Below are 15,856 nucleotides of genomic sequence, written 5' to 3'. Positions count from 1 at the left end.
GGAGGGGGGAGTTAGCTTTCTCTAACCAAGCATAGGTTAGCATAAACTAACCAACATGTCAACAGGAAATTTTCAAATTTGAAAATTTTTTTGTGGGGAGACGGATTGCCACGTCAGGGCTGCGCCCTTCCTCGCAATGACAGGGTACAGAGGGCCTGTACTCGACACAGAAGACTGTATTTTTGTCATTGCGAGGAGCGAAGCGACGTGGCAATCCGTTTCACTTGGTCATCTCTTGTTTTCTCTGTACCAGATGCTCCATCATGTTCCGGTCAAATGTAAGACAGGCCCCCATGGGGTCCACCACAAAACCGGCGGCCCGGCAGTCCCGCAGGACCATCCCGGCGTAGTGGTCAAAGGTGAGGACCACCGTCTGCTGATTTTTGGGGCCGCACAGCTTGCGCAGCTCCTCCCAGCCGGTGAAGGCGGGGAAGAAGGGCTGTCCCTCCTGATTGGTCAGCAGCTGAAAGCGCAGGGCGGCCTCCTTCCCCTCTGTCTCGGGGACGATGTCCGCCGGGGCCAGGAACTGGGCCTGAGAGATGACCAGGTCCAGCACCGCCTCCCGGCTTTCCCGGCTGTTCTCCGTCTGCATCCGGGCGATGGCCCGGAGGAGCGGGGCGTTGTCCAGGCTGTGGTCGTTTTGTTCCATTTTGGGGACCTCCTTCATGTTCTTGGTCCCATTGTACCTGATTTGCCGGAGGGAGGCAAGGGTACGGGGCTCTTTGTCCATTTATCCAGTGGACAGCGGGACGGGGCTGTGATAAGATACCTCTTGACGAGTTTCCACATCTCGTCCAAGCACAGCCAACCGCCCCCAGAAGCGTGGAACGCCCGGCCACGGAGGGGAGCGGCGCTGTGTTCGTTCGGGGGGACTGAAAAAAGACGAGTCCCGCCGTTCTCTAAAGAAGAAAATGGAGGTTTTTTTATGTCTAAATTCTCGATCCGCGATCTCACCCTGGCGGCCATGCTGGCCGCGGTGTACGCCGTACTCACCATGGCCCTGCCCATCCCCCAGTATGCCGGAGTGCAGATCCGCTTTGCCGAGGCACTGACCGTGCTGCCCTTCCTGTTCCCCGCCGCCACGCCGGGACTGTTTGTGGGCTGTCTCATCGCAAACCTGCTCTCCCCTTATGGGCTGCTGGATGTGGTGGCCGGTTCCGCCGCCACCCTTATCGCCTGCCTGTGGACCCAGAGCCTGCGTAACCGCTGGCTGGCGCCCCTGCCCCCGGTGGTGTGCAATGCGGCCATCGTGGGTGCGGTGATCGCCTTTTCCGTGGGGGGCACCGGCGGGGCCTTTTGGCCGGCCTATGCCCTGAACGCCTTTACCGTGGGCCTGGGCGAGCTGATCGCCAGCGCCGTGCTGGGCCAGCTGCTGTTGGGCGTGCTGCCCCGGGTGCGCTTTTTCCGGGAGATGATCCCCGCCGACCGGCTCTCCCGCCTGGGGCTCAGCCCCGCTGTGGGCAGCGGGAGCTGACCGGAATGCCGGGCGACGGGCGGCCAGACAGGTGGATGTCTGGCCGCCCCTGTTTTTTTCAGGGATATGTTCATACTTTCGTCACGATTTGTTTACACTTACACCGGGATTTTGTCCCGGCCTTTTGCTAGTATATCCATTAACCGGTTAACGATTTGAACCACACACCCAGAGAGGATGATCTTCAGATGCAAGAGATCAAACAGCCATCGAAAAAACCCCTGGTATACTACTATCTGCTCGCCCTGGCCATCCTGCTGCTGCTCAATGCCACCCTGTTCCCCGCCATGAACAAGAACCGCATCGAGAATGTGACCTATGATGTGTTTATGTCCATGACGGACAAGAAACAGATCGACCAGGTGGAGATCCGGGACGACCAGATCCTGTTCACGGACAAAGAAGGCAAAATTTACGAGACCGTGGCTACGGAAGATGCCGGGCGCACCCAGCGCCTTTACGACTCCGGGGCCAAGTTCCAGCAGATCGACACCCAGCCCTCCGCCATGACCACCCTGCTGATGAACTGGGTGCTGCCCCTGGTGCCCTTTATGCTCATCGGATATTTCCTCAACCGCCGGATGCAGAAGGCCATGGGCGGCAAGGACGGCATGATGTTCGGCATGGGCGGCGGCTCCGGGGCAAAAGTATATGTGCCCTCCTCCACCGGCATCCGCTTTGCCGACGTGGCCGGGGAGGACGAGGCGAAGGAACTGCTCAACGAGATCGTGGACTTCCTCCACGACCCGGAGAAGTACCGGGAGATCGGTGCCAAGCTGCCCAAGGGCGCTCTGCTGGTGGGCCCTCCGGGCACCGGCAAAACACTGCTGGCCAAGGCCGTGGCCGGTGAGGCAAACGTCCCCTTCTTCTCCATCGCCGGGTCGGAATTTGTAGAGATGTTCGTGGGCCGGGGGGCGGCCAAGGTCCGGGACCTGTTCAAGCAGGCCAACGAGAAGGCCCCCTGCATCATCTTCATCGACGAGATCGACACCATCGGCAAAAAGCGGGACGGCCAGTTCTCCGGCGGCAACGACGAGCGGGAGCAGACCCTGAACCAGCTGCTCACCGAGATGGATGGCTTTGACGGCAGCAGGGGCGTGGTGGTCCTGGCGGCCACCAACCGGCCCGACTCCCTGGACCCCGCCCTGCTGCGTCCGGGGCGCTTTGACCGGCGCATCCCCGTGGAGCTGCCCGACCTTCAGGGCCGTATCGATATCTTAAAGGTCCACGCTAAGAAGATCCGTCTGGCCGACGGAGTGGACTTTGCCCCCATCGCCAGAATGGCCTCCGGCGCCTCCGGCGCGGAGCTGGCCAACATCGTCAACGAGGCCGCCCTGCGGGCGGTGCGGGACGGACGGAAGTTCGCCACCCAGGAGGACCTGCAGGAGAGCGTGGAGGTGGTCATCGCCGGGTATCAGAAGAAGAGCCGGGTGCTGTCTGACCAGGAGAAGAAGATCGTGGCCTATCACGAGACGGGCCACGCCTTAGTCGCCGCCATGCAGACCCACTCCGCCCCCGTACAGAAGATCACCATCATCCCCCGCACCTCCGGGGCCCTGGGCTATACCCTCCAGGTGGACAACGGGGACCACTTCCTCATGTCCAAGGAGGAGCTGCTGAACAAGGTCTGCACCTACACCGGCGGACGGGCGGCGGAGGAGCTGGTTTTCGGCTCCATCACCACCGGGGCCTCCAACGACATTGAACAGGCGACCAAACTGGTGCGCTCCATGATCGCCCGCTTCGGCATGAGCCGGGAATTCGGTTTTGCCGCCTTCGAGACCATGAGCAACCAGTACCTGGGCGGGGATGCCTCCCTGGCCTGCTCCCCGGAGACCCAGGCCCGCATGGACCGCCTGGTCACCGAGACCATCCAGAAGGAGTATGACAAGGCCATGACCATCCTCCGGGACAACCGGGACAGCCTGGACAAGCTGGCCAACTTCCTGTATGAGAAGGAGACCATCACCGGGGAGGAGTTTATGGACATGCTCCGTACCGACGGAAAAGTGTAAGAGATTTCCTAAAACGGCGGACCCGGACAACGGGTCTGCCGTTTTATCATATTCATATAAATAAAATTTGCGATAGATTTGCATATTGACAAGCGGAAAGTGGGATGGTATACTCTGCTACTGTAAAATGCGATTTCGTCGCAAATTGGAGGCGCATGACCTTGCCCAGGTACAGCACCAGGCAGAGAAAGTTGCTTTTGGACTATTTAAGCGCCCACCCCCATCAGCTGCTGTCTGCGGGAGAAATCGCCCGGGACCTGCGGGAGCGGGAGGTCAGTCTCAGCGCAGTCTATCGGAATTTGGCCCAGCTGGAGGCGGAGGGAAAAGCCCGTCGCTGCGCCAAGCCGGGTAGTCGGGAGACTCTGTATCAGTATATGGCGGCTGCGCCCTGCCAGGGGGCACTGCACATGACCTGCATCCAGTGCGGAAAGACGGTCCATATGGCCGCCGACCACGCCAGACTGCTTGCCGAACAACTGGCCCGGAGCGAGCAGTTTACCCTGGATACGGCGGACACAGTGCTCTATGGCACCTGTGTGGACTGCGCTGGAAAAGACAGCGATTGAATCAACACGAAAACCGGAACCGGAAAAGGAGGGAGAAGGGCATGACGAAGAAAACGCGTATGTTTACCGGGCTGGTGGCTGCGGCTATGGCTCTGGTCCTGCTGTTCTCCGCTTTGTATATCGCAGTGGAAGCAGACCACAGCTGTACCGGCGAGGACTGCGCTGTCTGCTGCCAGATCACCCTGTGCCGGCAGCTGCTGGAGGGCCTGGGGCTGGCCGGGACTGCCGCCGTCCTGACGGCGGCCCTGCCCCGTTTTATGCTCCGGGCAGCTCTGCCCACGGCGGAGTGTGCCGTGGTTTTTACCTTAGTCGCACTCAAGGTGAAACTTTCAGATTAAGTCAGAACAGAACATACAGGGGCGAAGTCTATCCCGTGGGGGATAGGCTCTGCGGTGCTACCGTCGCCCTTGTTTTTTGCGCCCATTTTTCCATTCTGACCATAAATCTGGAGGTTATTTTATTCTATGAAACGTATCATTTCCCTGATGTTATCCCTGACCATGGCGGGCAGCCTGCTCTCCGGCTGCGGTAGCAAGCCTCCCGCCGAGGGCGGCAGCGGAACACAGAGCGCGGACAAGCTCAGCGTGGTCACCACTATCTTTCCCGAGTATGACTGGGTGCGGCAGATCATGGGCGACCAGGCGGACAGCGCCGAGCTCACCATGCTGCTGGACAACGGCGTGGACCTGCACAGCTATCAGCCCACGGCGGACGATATCATCAAGATTTCTGACTGCGACCTGTTTGTCTATGTGGGCGGCGAGTCCGACGCCTGGGTGGACGACGCCCTGAAAGAGGCCACCAACAAGAACATGAAGGTCATCGACCTTTTGGATGTGCTCAAGGACACCGTGAAAACGGAGGAGGCCATGCCCGGGATGCAGGCCGAGGAGGGGCATAACCACGGCTATTCTCACTTTGCCGACAGCGACGTGCAGGACAGAAGCCTGTCTGACTGGGACGGCGACTGGCAGTCTGTTTATCCCTATCTGCAAGATGGCGTGTTGGATGAGGTGATGGAACGCAAGGCGGAGACCGGAGACAAAACCGCTGAAGAATACCGGGATTACTATGAAACCGGCTATAAGACTGACGTTTCCCAGATCACCATTGATGGAGAAAACAACACCATGTGCTTTGTGACCAATGGTGTTGCCGCAAAGGCGGTCTACTCCTACAAGGGCTATCAGATATACGATTATAAATCTGGCAGCAGAGGAGCGCGGTATTTCTTTGAAGCCACTGGCGGCGATGCCGCCGCACCCAAGTATGTGCAGTTCAGCGACCATGGAATTGCCCCGGGAAAGGCAGAGCACTTCCACATTTACTGCGGAAATGACGGCTTTGAGGCTCTGTCTCAGGAGATGGATCATTGGCCCACTTACTACCCCGCAGGTATGAGTGGAGATGAGATCAAGGAGGACATGCTGGAGCATGAAGAGAAAGAATACGACGAGCACGTCTGGCTGTCGCTGAAAAATGCCAAGGTGCTGTGCAGCGCTATCTCGGATGCCCTGCAGGAGCTGGACCCCGACCACAAGGATGCCTATGCCGCCAACACCAAAACCTATCTGGATGAGCTGGCGGAGTTAGACAGGGAATATCAGACGGTTGTGGACGGCGCGGCACGCAAAACCGTTTTGTTCGGGGACCGCTTCCCCTTCCGCTATCTGGTGGACGACTATGGCCTGAACTATTACGCCGCCTTTGCTGGCTGTTCTGCCGAGAGCGAGGCCAGCTTTGAGACGGTCTCCTTCCTGGCCAAAAAGGTGGACGAGCTGGCGCTGCCCTGTGTGCTGACCATCGAGGGCAAGGACCATAAGATCGCCCAGACCATTGTACAGAACACAAAGCAGAAGGATCAGAAAGTGCTGACCATGGATTCGATGCAGGCCACCACATCTGATGACGTGAAAAACGGCGTGACCTATCTGTCTGTGATGGAAAAGGACTTGGCTGTGCTGAAGCAGGCCCTGAACTAAGGGGGGCGAGACGATGACTCAGCTTACCTGTCAGAACCTGGCCGTGGGCTATGAGGGCCGGGCCGTGCTGGAGAACCTGAACTTTTCCGTCTGTCCCGGGGACTATCTGTGCATCGTGGGGGAAAACGGCTCGGGAAAAAGCACTCTGATGAAGACCATTCTCGGCTTGCAGCCGCCCGTCCGGGGGAAGGTCCTGACGGGTGACGGGCTGAGAAAGAATGAGATCGGCTATCTGCCCCAGCAGACCCCGGTGCAGCGGGACTTTCCAGCCTCGGTGCGGGAGATCGTCCTGTCCGGCTGTCAGGGCCGCTGCGGCGGCAGACCCTTTTACAGCAAAGGGGAGAAGCAGCTTGCACAGACGGCCATGGAGCGGATGCAGGTGGCGGCGCTGGCAAAGCGCTGCTACCGCACCCTGTCCGGTGGCCAGCAGCAGCGGGTGCTGCTGGCCCGGGCCCTGTGTGCGGCACAGAACATGCTGCTGCTGGACGAGCCTGTCTCCGGTCTGGACCCCAAGGTCACGGGGGAGATGTACGGCCTGATCCAACGCCTCAACCGGGAGGACGGAGTGACGATCCTGATGATCTCCCACGATATAACTGCCACCCTGACCTATGCCAGCCATATCCTCCATTTGGGCAGGCGGGTGTTCTTCGGAACCAAGGCAGACTATCTCCGCGAATTTCCACAGGCGTGGAAGGGGGGCGAGGCCCTGTGAGCGGGATCATGGAAAAGCTGGCCCTGTACTGGGCCTATCCCTTTGTGCGCTATGCCCTGGTGGTGGGCGTGCTCATCGCCCTGTGCTCCTCTCTGCTGGGGGTGACGCTGGTACTGCGCAGGTTCTCTTTTATCGGGGACGGCCTGTCCCATGTGGCCTTTGGGGCCATGTCTGTGTCCGCCGTGCTGGGGCTGACCGACCACATGCCCCTGACATTGGGAGTCACGGTGGCCTGTGCCATTTTACTGCTGCGCACCAGCCGGGACACGAAAATACAGGGAGATGCCGCCATCGCCATGCTGTCGGTGGGGGCGCTGGCCATGGGCTATCTGCTGATGAACCTGTTTTCCACCTCCTCCAACCTGTCCGGGGATGTGTGCAGCACCCTGTTCGGGTCCACATCCATCCTGACCCTGACGAAGGCGGAGGTGTACCTGTGTGCTGGACTGTCCGTTGTGGTGGTGGCGGTGTTCCTGCTGTGCTACAACAAAATTTTTGCCGTCACCTTTGATGAGGACTTTGCCCGGGCGGCGGGGACCCGGGCGGATGCCTATCAGCTGCTGCTGGCCGTTATCATCGCAGTGGTCATCGTGCTGGCCATGAATCTGGTGGGTTCGCTGCTTATCTCTGCCCTGGTCATCTTTCCGGCCCTGTCCGCCATGCGGGTGTTTCAGAGCTTTCGGGCTGTGACCGTCTGCTCGGCGGTGCTGTCGGTGAGCTGCGCGGTGCTGGGCATTTTAACGGCGATCCTGGCGGGGACCCCGGTGGGCTCTACCATTGTAGCAGTGGATATTCTGGCCTTTGCCCTCTTTTCGGCGGCAGGCCGGGTGATGGGAGGGGGCAGAGGATGAAAAGAAGATGTTCTGTCTTGCTGGCCCTGGTCATAACCTTGTCCCTGTGTGCTTGTGGGCGCGGCGGGGAGACGGCGGTTACCTCTTCCGACAGCGGCGGTGCCGCTTCCAACGTGCTCCCTTCCCCAGCGCGGGCTCAGGCCGAGGAGGACGGGCCGGAGGTCATCCCTTCTTCTGGCGTGGACATTGACCTGACGGCGCTGAGCAGCACCATGGTCTATTCCCAGGTATATGATATGCTCTATTTCTCCCCGGAGAGCTACCGGGGCAAGACGGTAAAGATGAGGGGCAGCTTTGAAGCCTATCAGTGGGTGGACAAGGACGGCCAGCCGGTGAAGGACAAGGTGAGCACGGCCTGCGTGGTGGCCGATGCCACCGCTTGCTGCGCCGAGGGCATCGAATTTGTCTGCGGGGACGGCTCCGTCTACCCCCAGGATTACCCGGAGATCGGCACGGAGATCACCGTGACCGGGACCTTCCAGATCGACGAAGAGGAGGGCTTTACCTGGTATTATCTGGCCGACGCGGAGATGGATCGAGGCTGAGTAGCCATGCCGCGTCTTGACAAATCCCGGCCGGGGGCGTATGATAGACCCTGCAAGCAGGGGAGCCCGGGCTGTCGGGCTGAGAGGGAGCAAGCGCGCTCCGACCCTTTTCAACCTGATGCGGGTCATGCCGCCGGAGGGACGTTTGCCGCAGTCATAAGCAGATCTGGCGGGGGCGGTCCTCTTGGGGCCGCCCCCGTTTTCGGTGTATCCACTTTTTTCAGGGGGGATGTGGAAAAAACCAGGCGTCCCGGTGAAGAACCGGGGGCGGACCGAGGGGGAGCGCCCTGGGTCCGGGCCCAATAGGCAGCGATGGGAAGCCGTGTTCCGGCGTGAGAGGAGACCAGCAAGTCTCGACCGAACCGGGGAGCGATATGCTTTTCCGGCCCTGTTCACCGGCCAAACGGCCGAGAGAGAGGGAAACGCTGCGGGCCTTTGCGCGGTTTTTCCCCGTTTGAAAAAGGAGTTTTACACCATGAATCAGTCCAATGTGAAAAAGCTGGCGGTGGCCGGGCTGCTGTGCGCCCTGGCCGTGGTGGGCAGCATGTTCATCGTATTTCCCGTCTTTGGCAGCAAGTGCGCCCCGGTGCAGCACATGGTCAACATCCTGTGCGCCGTGTTCCTGGGCCCCTGGTACGGGGTGGGCGTGGCCTTTGGAGCCAGCCTGATCCGCAATCTGCTGGGCGTGGGCAGCCTGATGGCCTTTCCGGGCAGTATGTGCGGGGCGCTGCTGTGCGGCCTGGTGTTCTGGAAGACCAAGAACCTGACCGCCACGCTGGTGGGCGAGGTGTTCGGCACCGGCATCATCGGCGGTCTGGCCGCCTATCCCGTGGCCGTGCTGTTTATGAACGTCAGCGCTGCTGCGGTGGCCTTCTACGCCTATATCATCCCCTTCCTCATCTCCACCGTGGCCGGGTCCGTCCTGGCCGGTATTTTAGTGGCTGCCCTGAAGCGCACCGGGGCCCTGAAGACCATGGGTGCCGCCCTGGAGCAGTGAGAAGCCGTTTGAACGCATTATTGTTGTAAATACATGGACAGCCGCACCTTCTGCGTATGGGAGGTGCGGCTGTTTTTGATCGAAACTGTATACAGGGTGTAGACAATGTTTAGATTGCGTAAAGATGTCAGTCACTGAATAAAAAATCACTTTAAAACACTTGCATTCAAAATGGCAAAGAGTATAATACGGGTGATTGAAAGTTACCTATTGTTAGAGTAGGAAACGCAGAATGCGCGACGTGAAAACGAGGCGAGGAACATGAAAGAACGGAAAAAGGTGCTGTTGTGGCTGCTGATCGTAGCGGTGCTGCTGGCGGCTTCGATCTTTACTGGGAACCATGCCGGCCAGTCGGAGACCATTCAGCAGACCATGCGGGATGCGGTGCTCCACAACGAGAACCGGATCGATCTGCTGGGCTGGAAGGCGGTGAACCCTGGGCTCATTTCGGGCTTTGTGGTCACGGCGATCTTATTGATCACAGCGGCAGTGCTCCGAATCTGTTGGATCCCCCGGTTCAAGTATGTCCCCGGCCGGTGCCAGCTGGTGCTGGAGGAGGTCGTGGGCCTGTTTGATCGCATGGCGAAGACATCCGCTCCCCGGATGAACCGATTCTTAGGGGCGTATATCTTCGGCGCAGGTACCTATATTTTTGTGGGCACCCTGTTTGAACTGTTCGGCTTTCAGGCCATTACCACCGGCGGACGGGCCATCACCCTGCCCGCCCCCCTGTCCGACGTGAACGGGGCCATCGCCCTGGGCTGCCTGTCCTATGCGGTCATCCTGTCCGGCGGCATCGCGGGCAACGGCTTGCGGGGCGTAAAGGCCACGCTGAAGGAGTTCTCCCTGCCCATCTCCATGAGCTTCCGTCTCTTCGGCGCGCTGCTCAGCGGCCTGCTGGTGACGGAGCTGGTGTACTATTACATCAATTTGAGCTATATCCTCCCCGTGGTGGTGGGTGTGCTGTTCACCCTGCTCCACGCGGTCATTCAAAGCTATGTGCTGACCATGCTCACCGCCATGTTCTACGGCGAGGTGTCCCAGCACGAGCCCGAGCCGGAGAAGGAGCCCAAGCCTGTCCGGGCGCAGCACCACAGCCGGAAAGACACGCCCCAGGTGGCGTGAGGTTGAATCTGTATCCGAAGCGAATGCTTCCTTGTTAGAAATGGAGGAGTTTATCATGCACAAAATGAAGAAGATCGTTGCGGCCCTGTTCGTTATCGCGGCCCTGTTGGCCATGGCCATCCCCGCCTTCGCCGCTGGGAATGGTGCCGCGCCTGCCCCGGATGCCGCCCAGACCCAGCAGAGCGAGGCGGCCCAGACGGCGGACAGCAGCCTTGGCCTGAAGGCCGTGGCCACCGGCATCGCCATCGGCCTGGCCGCCGCCGGCGGCGCCGTGGGCATGGGCATCGCCGCAGGTAAGTCGGTGGAGGGCATTGCCCGCCAGCCCGAGGCGGAGAGCAAGATCCGCACCACCCTGATGCTGGGCCTGGTATTTATCGAAACGGCCATTATTTACGCCCTGTTGGTGGTTATCCTGATCATCTTTGTCCTGTAAGGTAGGTGAAGCGCCGTGAATATCCCACTGAATATTGACTGGCAGCAGATCATCCTTCACCTGCTGAATTTTTCCATTCTGGCGGGGGGCCTGTATTTCCTGCTGTACCGTCCGGTGCGCAAGTTTATGGACCAGCGGGAGGAACACTACCGCCAGATGGAGACGGAGGCCCAGCAGCGGCTGGACCAGGCCAAGAAGACGGAGGAGGCATATCATCAGCAGCTCAAGCAGGCCGATGAGGAGATCCGCCAGGAGAAGGCCCAGGCCCAGCAGACCATGAAGCGGGCTGCCCAGCAGCGCATGGACGAGGCCGACAAACAGGCCCAGACCATTCTGGCCACGGCCAGAGAGGCCGCCGAGCGCTATCACGACAAGGCGGTGCAGGACACCCAGAAAGAGCTGCAGGAGTTGGCAGTGACGGCGGCGGAGAAGCTGGTGCTCCAGTCTGACGGCGATGCCCTGGACCAGTTCCTGGATGCGGCGGAGAGGGGGAGCGGCCATGAGCACACCCAGCAGTGACGAGAAGCTGACCGCAGTCCTGCAAAGCGCCAAGGCCCCCACGGACAAGCAGTGCAGCCGCCTGCTGGCCTTTTTAAAGCGGACCTATGGCCAGGAGGCAGAGCTGACCTGGGAGCGGGACGACAGCCTGGAGAAGGGCTTTCGTCTGAAAGTCGGTTCTGACGTATACGATTGGAGCCTGGAGGGCCGCATGCGCCAGTTCCAGGAGAGAATGCAGCAGCTGGAGCCCGGCCAGGAGAACATCGTTCCCCTGATGCGCCAGGCCATTGAAAACTGGACCCCAGCCGCAGCGGCGGAGGAGGTGGGCCAGGTGCTCACCGTGGGCGACGAGATCGCCACCGTCTCCGGTCTGGAGCGGGCGGAGTATGGCGAGATATTGGTCTTCTCCAACGGTGTGAAGGGCATGGTGCAGGATCTGCGCCGGGACTGTGTGGGCTGCATCCTGTTCGGCGGCAGCGAGGACATCGTCCAGGGCAGCATCGTCCGCCGCACCGGCAAGACCGCCGGTATGCCGGTGGCTGAGGGCTATCTGGGCCGGGTGGTGGATGCCTTGGGTACCCCCCAGGACGGCAAGGGGGACATCGCCCCGGACAAGTACCGTCCCATCGAGGCGGCGGCCCCGGGCATCCTGGACCGCCAGCCGGTGAACACCCCCATGGAGACCGGCCTGCTGGCCATCGATGCCATGTTCCCCATTGGCCGGGGCCAGCGTGAGCTGATCATCGGTGACCGGCAGACAGGCAAGACGGCCATCGCCCTGGACACCATCCTGAACCAGAAGGGCAAAAATGTGGTGTGCATCTATGTGGCCATCGGCCAGAAGGACAGCTCTGTGGCCCAGCTGGTGCAGAACCTGACCCGCCGGGGGGCCATGGACTATACCGTGGTGGTAAACGCCCCCGCCAGCGCCCCCGCCTCTCTGCAGTATATCGCCCCCTATGCCGGATGCGCCCTGGGCGAGTATTTCATGTATCAGGGTCGGGACGTGCTCATCGTCTATGACGATCTGTCCAAGCACGCCATCGCCTATCGGGCCCTGAGCCTGCTGCTGGAGCGCTCCCCGGGCCGTGAGGCCTATCCCGGCGACGTGTTCTATCTCCACTCCCGTCTGCTGGAGCGCTCGGCCCACCTGTCCGACGAGCTGGGGGGCGGCAGCATGACCGCTCTGCCCATCGTGGAGACCCAGGCCGGCGACGTGTCCGCCTATATCCCCACCAACATCATCTCCATCACCGACGGGCAGCTGTTTCTGGAGAGCAACCTGTTTTTCTCCGGCCAGCGCCCCGCCGTGAATGTGGGCCTGTCCGTGTCCCGTGTGGGCGGCGATGCCCAGACCAAGGCCATGAAGTCCGCCGCCGGAGCCATCCGGCTGGACCTGGCCCAATACCGGGAGATGGAGGTGTTCACCCAGTTCTCCAGCGACCTGGACGAGGTGACCAAGCGCCAGCTGGTCTATGGCCAGGGCCTGATGCGTCTGCTGCGCCAGCGGCAGTATCACCCCCTGAACCAGCACCAGCAGGTGATCACCCTGGTGGCCGCCCTGGGCCACCTGTTCCAGGACGTGCCCGTGGATCAGATCGACCAGGCTCAGCGGGAGCTGATCGAGGAACTGGAGGGCCAGGCCCCCGACCTGTGCCAGCGCATCGATCAGACAGGTAAGCTGCCCGATGAGGACCGGCAGGAGATCGTCAGGCTGGCCAAGGCATTTTTGACCAGGCGAAATTCGCCGGAACAGCGTGGTGAGTGACATGGCCGGCATCAAGGAGATCAAACAGCGCATCGAAAGCGTGCAGCAGACCCGAAAGATCACCAACGCCATGTATCTCATCGCCTCCACCAAGCTGCGCCGGGCCAAGGACGACCTGAGCAAGACCCGCCCCTATTTCCAGGCCCTGCGGGTGGAGATCAAGCGCATCTTCCGCACGGCCAACGGGGTGGAGAGCCGTTATTTCTATCCCCCCGACGTGACGAAGCCCCGGGAAGGCACCTATGGCTGCCTGGTCATCACGGCGGACAAGGGCCTGGCGGGGGCTTATAACCAGAACGTCATCAAAGAGGCCCAGCGTCTGCTGGACCAGCACCCGGACACCAAGCTGTTTGTGGTGGGGGAGTATGGCCGCCACTTTTTCAAGCAGCACAACATCCCCGTGGCCAAGAGCTTTCTGTATACGGCCCAGAACCCCACCATGGAGCGGGCCCGGGAGATCTGCGCCCTGCTGCTGGACGAGTATGACCGGGGGGAACTGCAGGAGATATTCGTGGTGTACACGGATATGGAGAACAGCCTGACCTCTCAGGCCCTGTCCACCCGTCTGCTGCCCTTCCACCGGACCTATTTTTCCATTCCAACCAAGGAGAAGGCGGTCAGCGAGCCCTTTGAGTTTGTGCCGTCGGTGGGTGCGGTGCTGGACGGTATGATGCACAGCTATGTGGCCGGATTTATCTACAGCGCCCTCATAGACAGCTTTTGCAGCGAGCAGAACGCCCGCATGACGGCCATGGACGCGGCCAACCGGAACGCGGAGAAACTGCTGGGGGAGCTGTCCTTACAGTATAACCGGGTCCGCCAGGCGGCCATCACCCAGGAGATCACCGAGGTGTCCGCCGGAGCCAAGGCCCAGCGCCGCAAGCACAGGAAGGAAGGCGGAACAGCGTGAAGATCGGAACCATCGTACAGATATCAGGTCCCGTGGTGGACGTGGAGTTTCAGGCGGGGCACCTGCCCCACATCCGTGAGGCCCTTACCGTAAAGAAGGACGGGGCTGTCCGGGTGATGGAGGTGGCCCAGCACGTGGGGGACAGCACCGTCCGCTGCGTGATGCTTGCCGGCAGCGAGGGCCTGGCCCGGGGGATGAAGGTAGAGGCCCCCGGCCACCCGATCCAGGTCCCCGTGGGCGCGGCCACCCTGGGCCGTATGTTCAACGTGCTGGGCCAGCCCATCGACGGCGGCCCCGCCGTGGCCGACGACGTGCCCCGCAGCAGCATCTATCGCCCCGCCCCCTCCTTTGAGGAGCAGAGCCCCGCCGTGGAGATCCTGGAGACGGGCATCAAGGTCATCGACCTGCTGGAGCCCTATCCCAAGGGGGGCAAGATCGGCCTGTTCGGCGGTGCCGGCGTGGGCAAGACCGTGCTGATCCAGGAGCTCATCCACAACGTGGCCATGGAGCACGGCGGCTACTCCGTCTTTACCGGCGTGGGCGAGCGCAGCCGGGAGGGCAACGACCTGTGGCACGAGATGCGTCAGAGCGGCGTGTCCGACAAGACGGCCTTAGTGTTCGGCCAGATGAACGAGTCCCCCGGCGTGCGTATGCGGGTGGCTCTGTCCGGCCTGACCATGGCGGAATACTTCCGGGACCAGGAGCACAAGGACGTGCTGCTGTTCATCGACAACATCTTCCGTTTCGTCCAGGCCGGCAGCGAGGTATCCACCCTGCTGGGCAGAATGCCCTCCGCCGTGGGCTATCAGCCCACCCTGGCCAACGAGATGGGCCAGCTGCAGGAGCGCATTACCTCCACCAAGGACGGCTCTGTCACCTCCGTCCAGGCTGTCTATGTCCCCGCCGACGACCTGACCGACCCGGCCACCGCTACCACCTTTGCCCACCTGGATGCCACCACCGTCCTCAGCCGCAAGATCGCCGAGCAGGGCATCTATCCGGCGGTGGACCCCCTGGAGTCCTCCTCCCGTATTCTGGAGGCGGACATCGTGGGACAGGAGCACTACCGTGTGGCCCGCCAGGTGCAGGAGACCCTGCAAAAATACAGCGAGCTGCAGGACATCATCGCCATCCTGGGCATGGACGAGCTGAGCGACGAGGACCGGACCACCGTCACCCGGGCCCGGAAGATCCAGCGTTTTCTGGCCCAGCCCACCCATGTGGCGGAAAAGTTCACCGGTATCCCCGGCGTATACGTCCCCCTGAAGGATACCCTGGAGGGCTTCCGTGCCATCGTGGACGGCGAGGCCGACCAGTATCCCGAGGCCGCCTTCTATAACGTGGGCACGCTGGAGGACGTGGCCGCCAAGGCCAAGCAGCTGGAAGCGGAGGGAGCATAAATGGCCAGGGAGTTCCATCTGCGGGTGCTGGCCGCAGACCGCCCCTTTTACGAGGGGGCGTGCGTCAGCCTGACCGTCCCGGCGGTGGACGGCTCCATGGGCATTCTGGCCGGCCACAGCAACACCATCGCCGCCCTGGTGCCCGGGGCCATGAGCGTGACCCTGCCCAGCGGAGAGCGGCGCACCGCCGCCGTGTCCGGGGGCCTCATCAAAGTGGAGAATAACGAGGTGCTGGTGCTGGTAGACTCTGCCGAACGCCCCGAGGAGATCGACACCAACCGGGCCAAACGGGCGGAGGCAAAGGCCAGAGAGGCCCTGCTGCAGAAGCAGAGCATCCAGGAATACAAGTTTACCCAGGCGACGCTGGCCCGGGCCATCAACCGTCTGCGGGTCAGCCATATCCACGATACCAAGTGAGTTTGAATTCCCAGCCCGAAACACGCTTGTCATTCCGAGGAGCGAAGCACCCGCAAGGGGTACGCCGCATCCGTAAGGCAGCAGAGCTGCCAACGGCTGCGCAGCGACGTGGGAATCCGTAACTTAAAACCGGAAATATGCTGATAATCATGGGGTTTAG

General features: G+C 61.3%; 17 protein-coding genes and 1 riboswitch. Of the genes, 16 read left to right on the top strand and 1 reads right to left on the bottom strand.

The genetic code is table 11. From position 1 onward, the window contains the following. Positions 1–220: 220 nt before the first annotated feature. The gene (locus tag H8S55_RS01765; RefSeq protein ID WP_186877545.1) at positions 221–649 is read right to left on the bottom strand and encodes an SseB family protein; all 429 of its coding nucleotides are present in this window, start codon (positions 647–649) and stop codon (positions 221–223) included. Between the two features lie 276 nt (positions 650–925). Between H8S55_RS01765 and H8S55_RS01760 the strand changes: the two genes are divergently transcribed. The 16 genes from H8S55_RS01760 (at position 926) to atpC (ending at position 15,696) form a co-directional block, all read left to right on the top strand. Then, the gene (locus H8S55_RS01760) at positions 926–1,474 is read left to right on the top strand and encodes a QueT transporter family protein (RefSeq protein WP_186877544.1); all 549 of its coding nucleotides are present in this window, start codon (positions 926–928) and stop codon (positions 1,472–1,474) included. 188 nt (positions 1,475–1,662) lie between these two features. Continuing rightward, positions 1,663–3,489, top strand: a complete 1,827-nt coding sequence (gene ftsH / locus H8S55_RS01755; protein WP_186877543.1) for an ATP-dependent zinc metalloprotease FtsH — start codon at positions 1,663–1,665, stop codon at positions 3,487–3,489. A gap of 104 nt (positions 3,490–3,593) precedes the next feature. After that, positions 3,594–4,055, top strand: a complete 462-nt coding sequence (locus tag H8S55_RS01750) for a Fur family transcriptional regulator (RefSeq protein ID WP_366467147.1) — start codon at positions 3,594–3,596, stop codon at positions 4,053–4,055. 41 nt (positions 4,056–4,096) lie between these two features. Beyond that, positions 4,097–4,393 (top strand): hypothetical protein, encoded by a 297-nt coding sequence (locus H8S55_RS01745; protein WP_186877541.1) that lies wholly within the window; start codon positions 4,097–4,099, stop codon positions 4,391–4,393. Between the two features lie 126 nt (positions 4,394–4,519). Then, on the top strand, positions 4,520–6,037 hold the full coding sequence (locus H8S55_RS01740) for a metal ABC transporter solute-binding protein, Zn/Mn family (protein ID WP_186877540.1): 1,518 nt from the start codon (positions 4,520–4,522) through the stop codon (positions 6,035–6,037). 13 nt (positions 6,038–6,050) lie between these two features. Further along, entirely contained in the window at positions 6,051–6,752 is a 702-nt protein-coding gene (locus H8S55_RS01735) for a metal ABC transporter ATP-binding protein (protein WP_186877539.1), read from the top strand. 8 nt (positions 6,753–6,760) lie between these two features. Next, a complete protein-coding gene (locus H8S55_RS01730; protein ID WP_186877729.1) occupies positions 6,761–7,603 on the top strand; it encodes a metal ABC transporter permease in 843 nt (280 codons plus the stop codon). Continuing rightward, on the top strand, positions 7,600–8,148 hold the full coding sequence (locus H8S55_RS01725) for a hypothetical protein (RefSeq protein ID WP_186877538.1): 549 nt from the start codon (positions 7,600–7,602) through the stop codon (positions 8,146–8,148). Before H8S55_RS01730 ends, H8S55_RS01725 begins: the two co-directional genes overlap by 4 nt. A gap of 48 nt (positions 8,149–8,196) precedes the next feature. Then, positions 8,197–8,308, top strand: a riboswitch (TPP riboswitch). A gap of 315 nt (positions 8,309–8,623) precedes the next feature. Continuing rightward, entirely contained in the window at positions 8,624–9,145 is a 522-nt protein-coding gene (thiW, locus tag H8S55_RS01720; protein WP_147561819.1) for an energy coupling factor transporter S component ThiW, read from the top strand. 261 nt (positions 9,146–9,406) lie between these two features. Next, a complete protein-coding gene (locus H8S55_RS01715; protein ID WP_186877537.1) occupies positions 9,407–10,270 on the top strand; it encodes a F0F1 ATP synthase subunit A in 864 nt (287 codons plus the stop codon). A 55-nt stretch (positions 10,271–10,325) separates the two neighbouring features. Beyond that, positions 10,326–10,703 (top strand): ATP synthase F0 subunit C, encoded by a 378-nt coding sequence (gene atpE / locus H8S55_RS14570; protein ID WP_243200418.1) that lies wholly within the window; start codon positions 10,326–10,328, stop codon positions 10,701–10,703. Between the two features lie 15 nt (positions 10,704–10,718). Further along, positions 10,719–11,222, top strand: coding sequence for a F0F1 ATP synthase subunit B (locus H8S55_RS01705; RefSeq protein WP_186877536.1), 504 nt, complete (start codon positions 10,719–10,721; stop codon positions 11,220–11,222). Continuing rightward, positions 11,203–12,969, top strand: coding sequence for a F0F1 ATP synthase subunit alpha (atpA, locus tag H8S55_RS01700; RefSeq protein WP_243200417.1), 1,767 nt, complete (start codon positions 11,203–11,205; stop codon positions 12,967–12,969). The genes H8S55_RS01705 and atpA overlap by 20 nt, the downstream gene beginning before the upstream one ends. Before the next feature lies 1 nt (position 12,970). Continuing rightward, entirely contained in the window at positions 12,971–13,879 is a 909-nt protein-coding gene (gene atpG, locus H8S55_RS01695; RefSeq protein WP_147561811.1) for an ATP synthase F1 subunit gamma, read from the top strand. Continuing rightward, positions 13,876–15,279 (top strand): F0F1 ATP synthase subunit beta, encoded by a 1,404-nt coding sequence (gene atpD / locus H8S55_RS01690; RefSeq protein ID WP_147561809.1) that lies wholly within the window; start codon positions 13,876–13,878, stop codon positions 15,277–15,279. The genes atpG and atpD overlap by 4 nt, the downstream gene beginning before the upstream one ends. Next, complete coding sequence (gene atpC, locus H8S55_RS01685; RefSeq protein ID WP_186877535.1) at positions 15,280–15,696, top strand: ATP synthase F1 subunit epsilon; 417 nt, start codon at positions 15,280–15,282, stop codon at positions 15,694–15,696. The last annotated feature ends 160 nt before the right edge of the window (positions 15,697–15,856 follow it).

The organism is Flintibacter faecis, from assembly GCF_014287875.1.
GTDB classification, from domain to species: domain Bacteria; phylum Bacillota; class Clostridia; order Oscillospirales; family Oscillospiraceae; genus Lawsonibacter; species Lawsonibacter faecis_A.
This window is presented reverse-complemented; position numbering and strand designations above follow the sequence as displayed.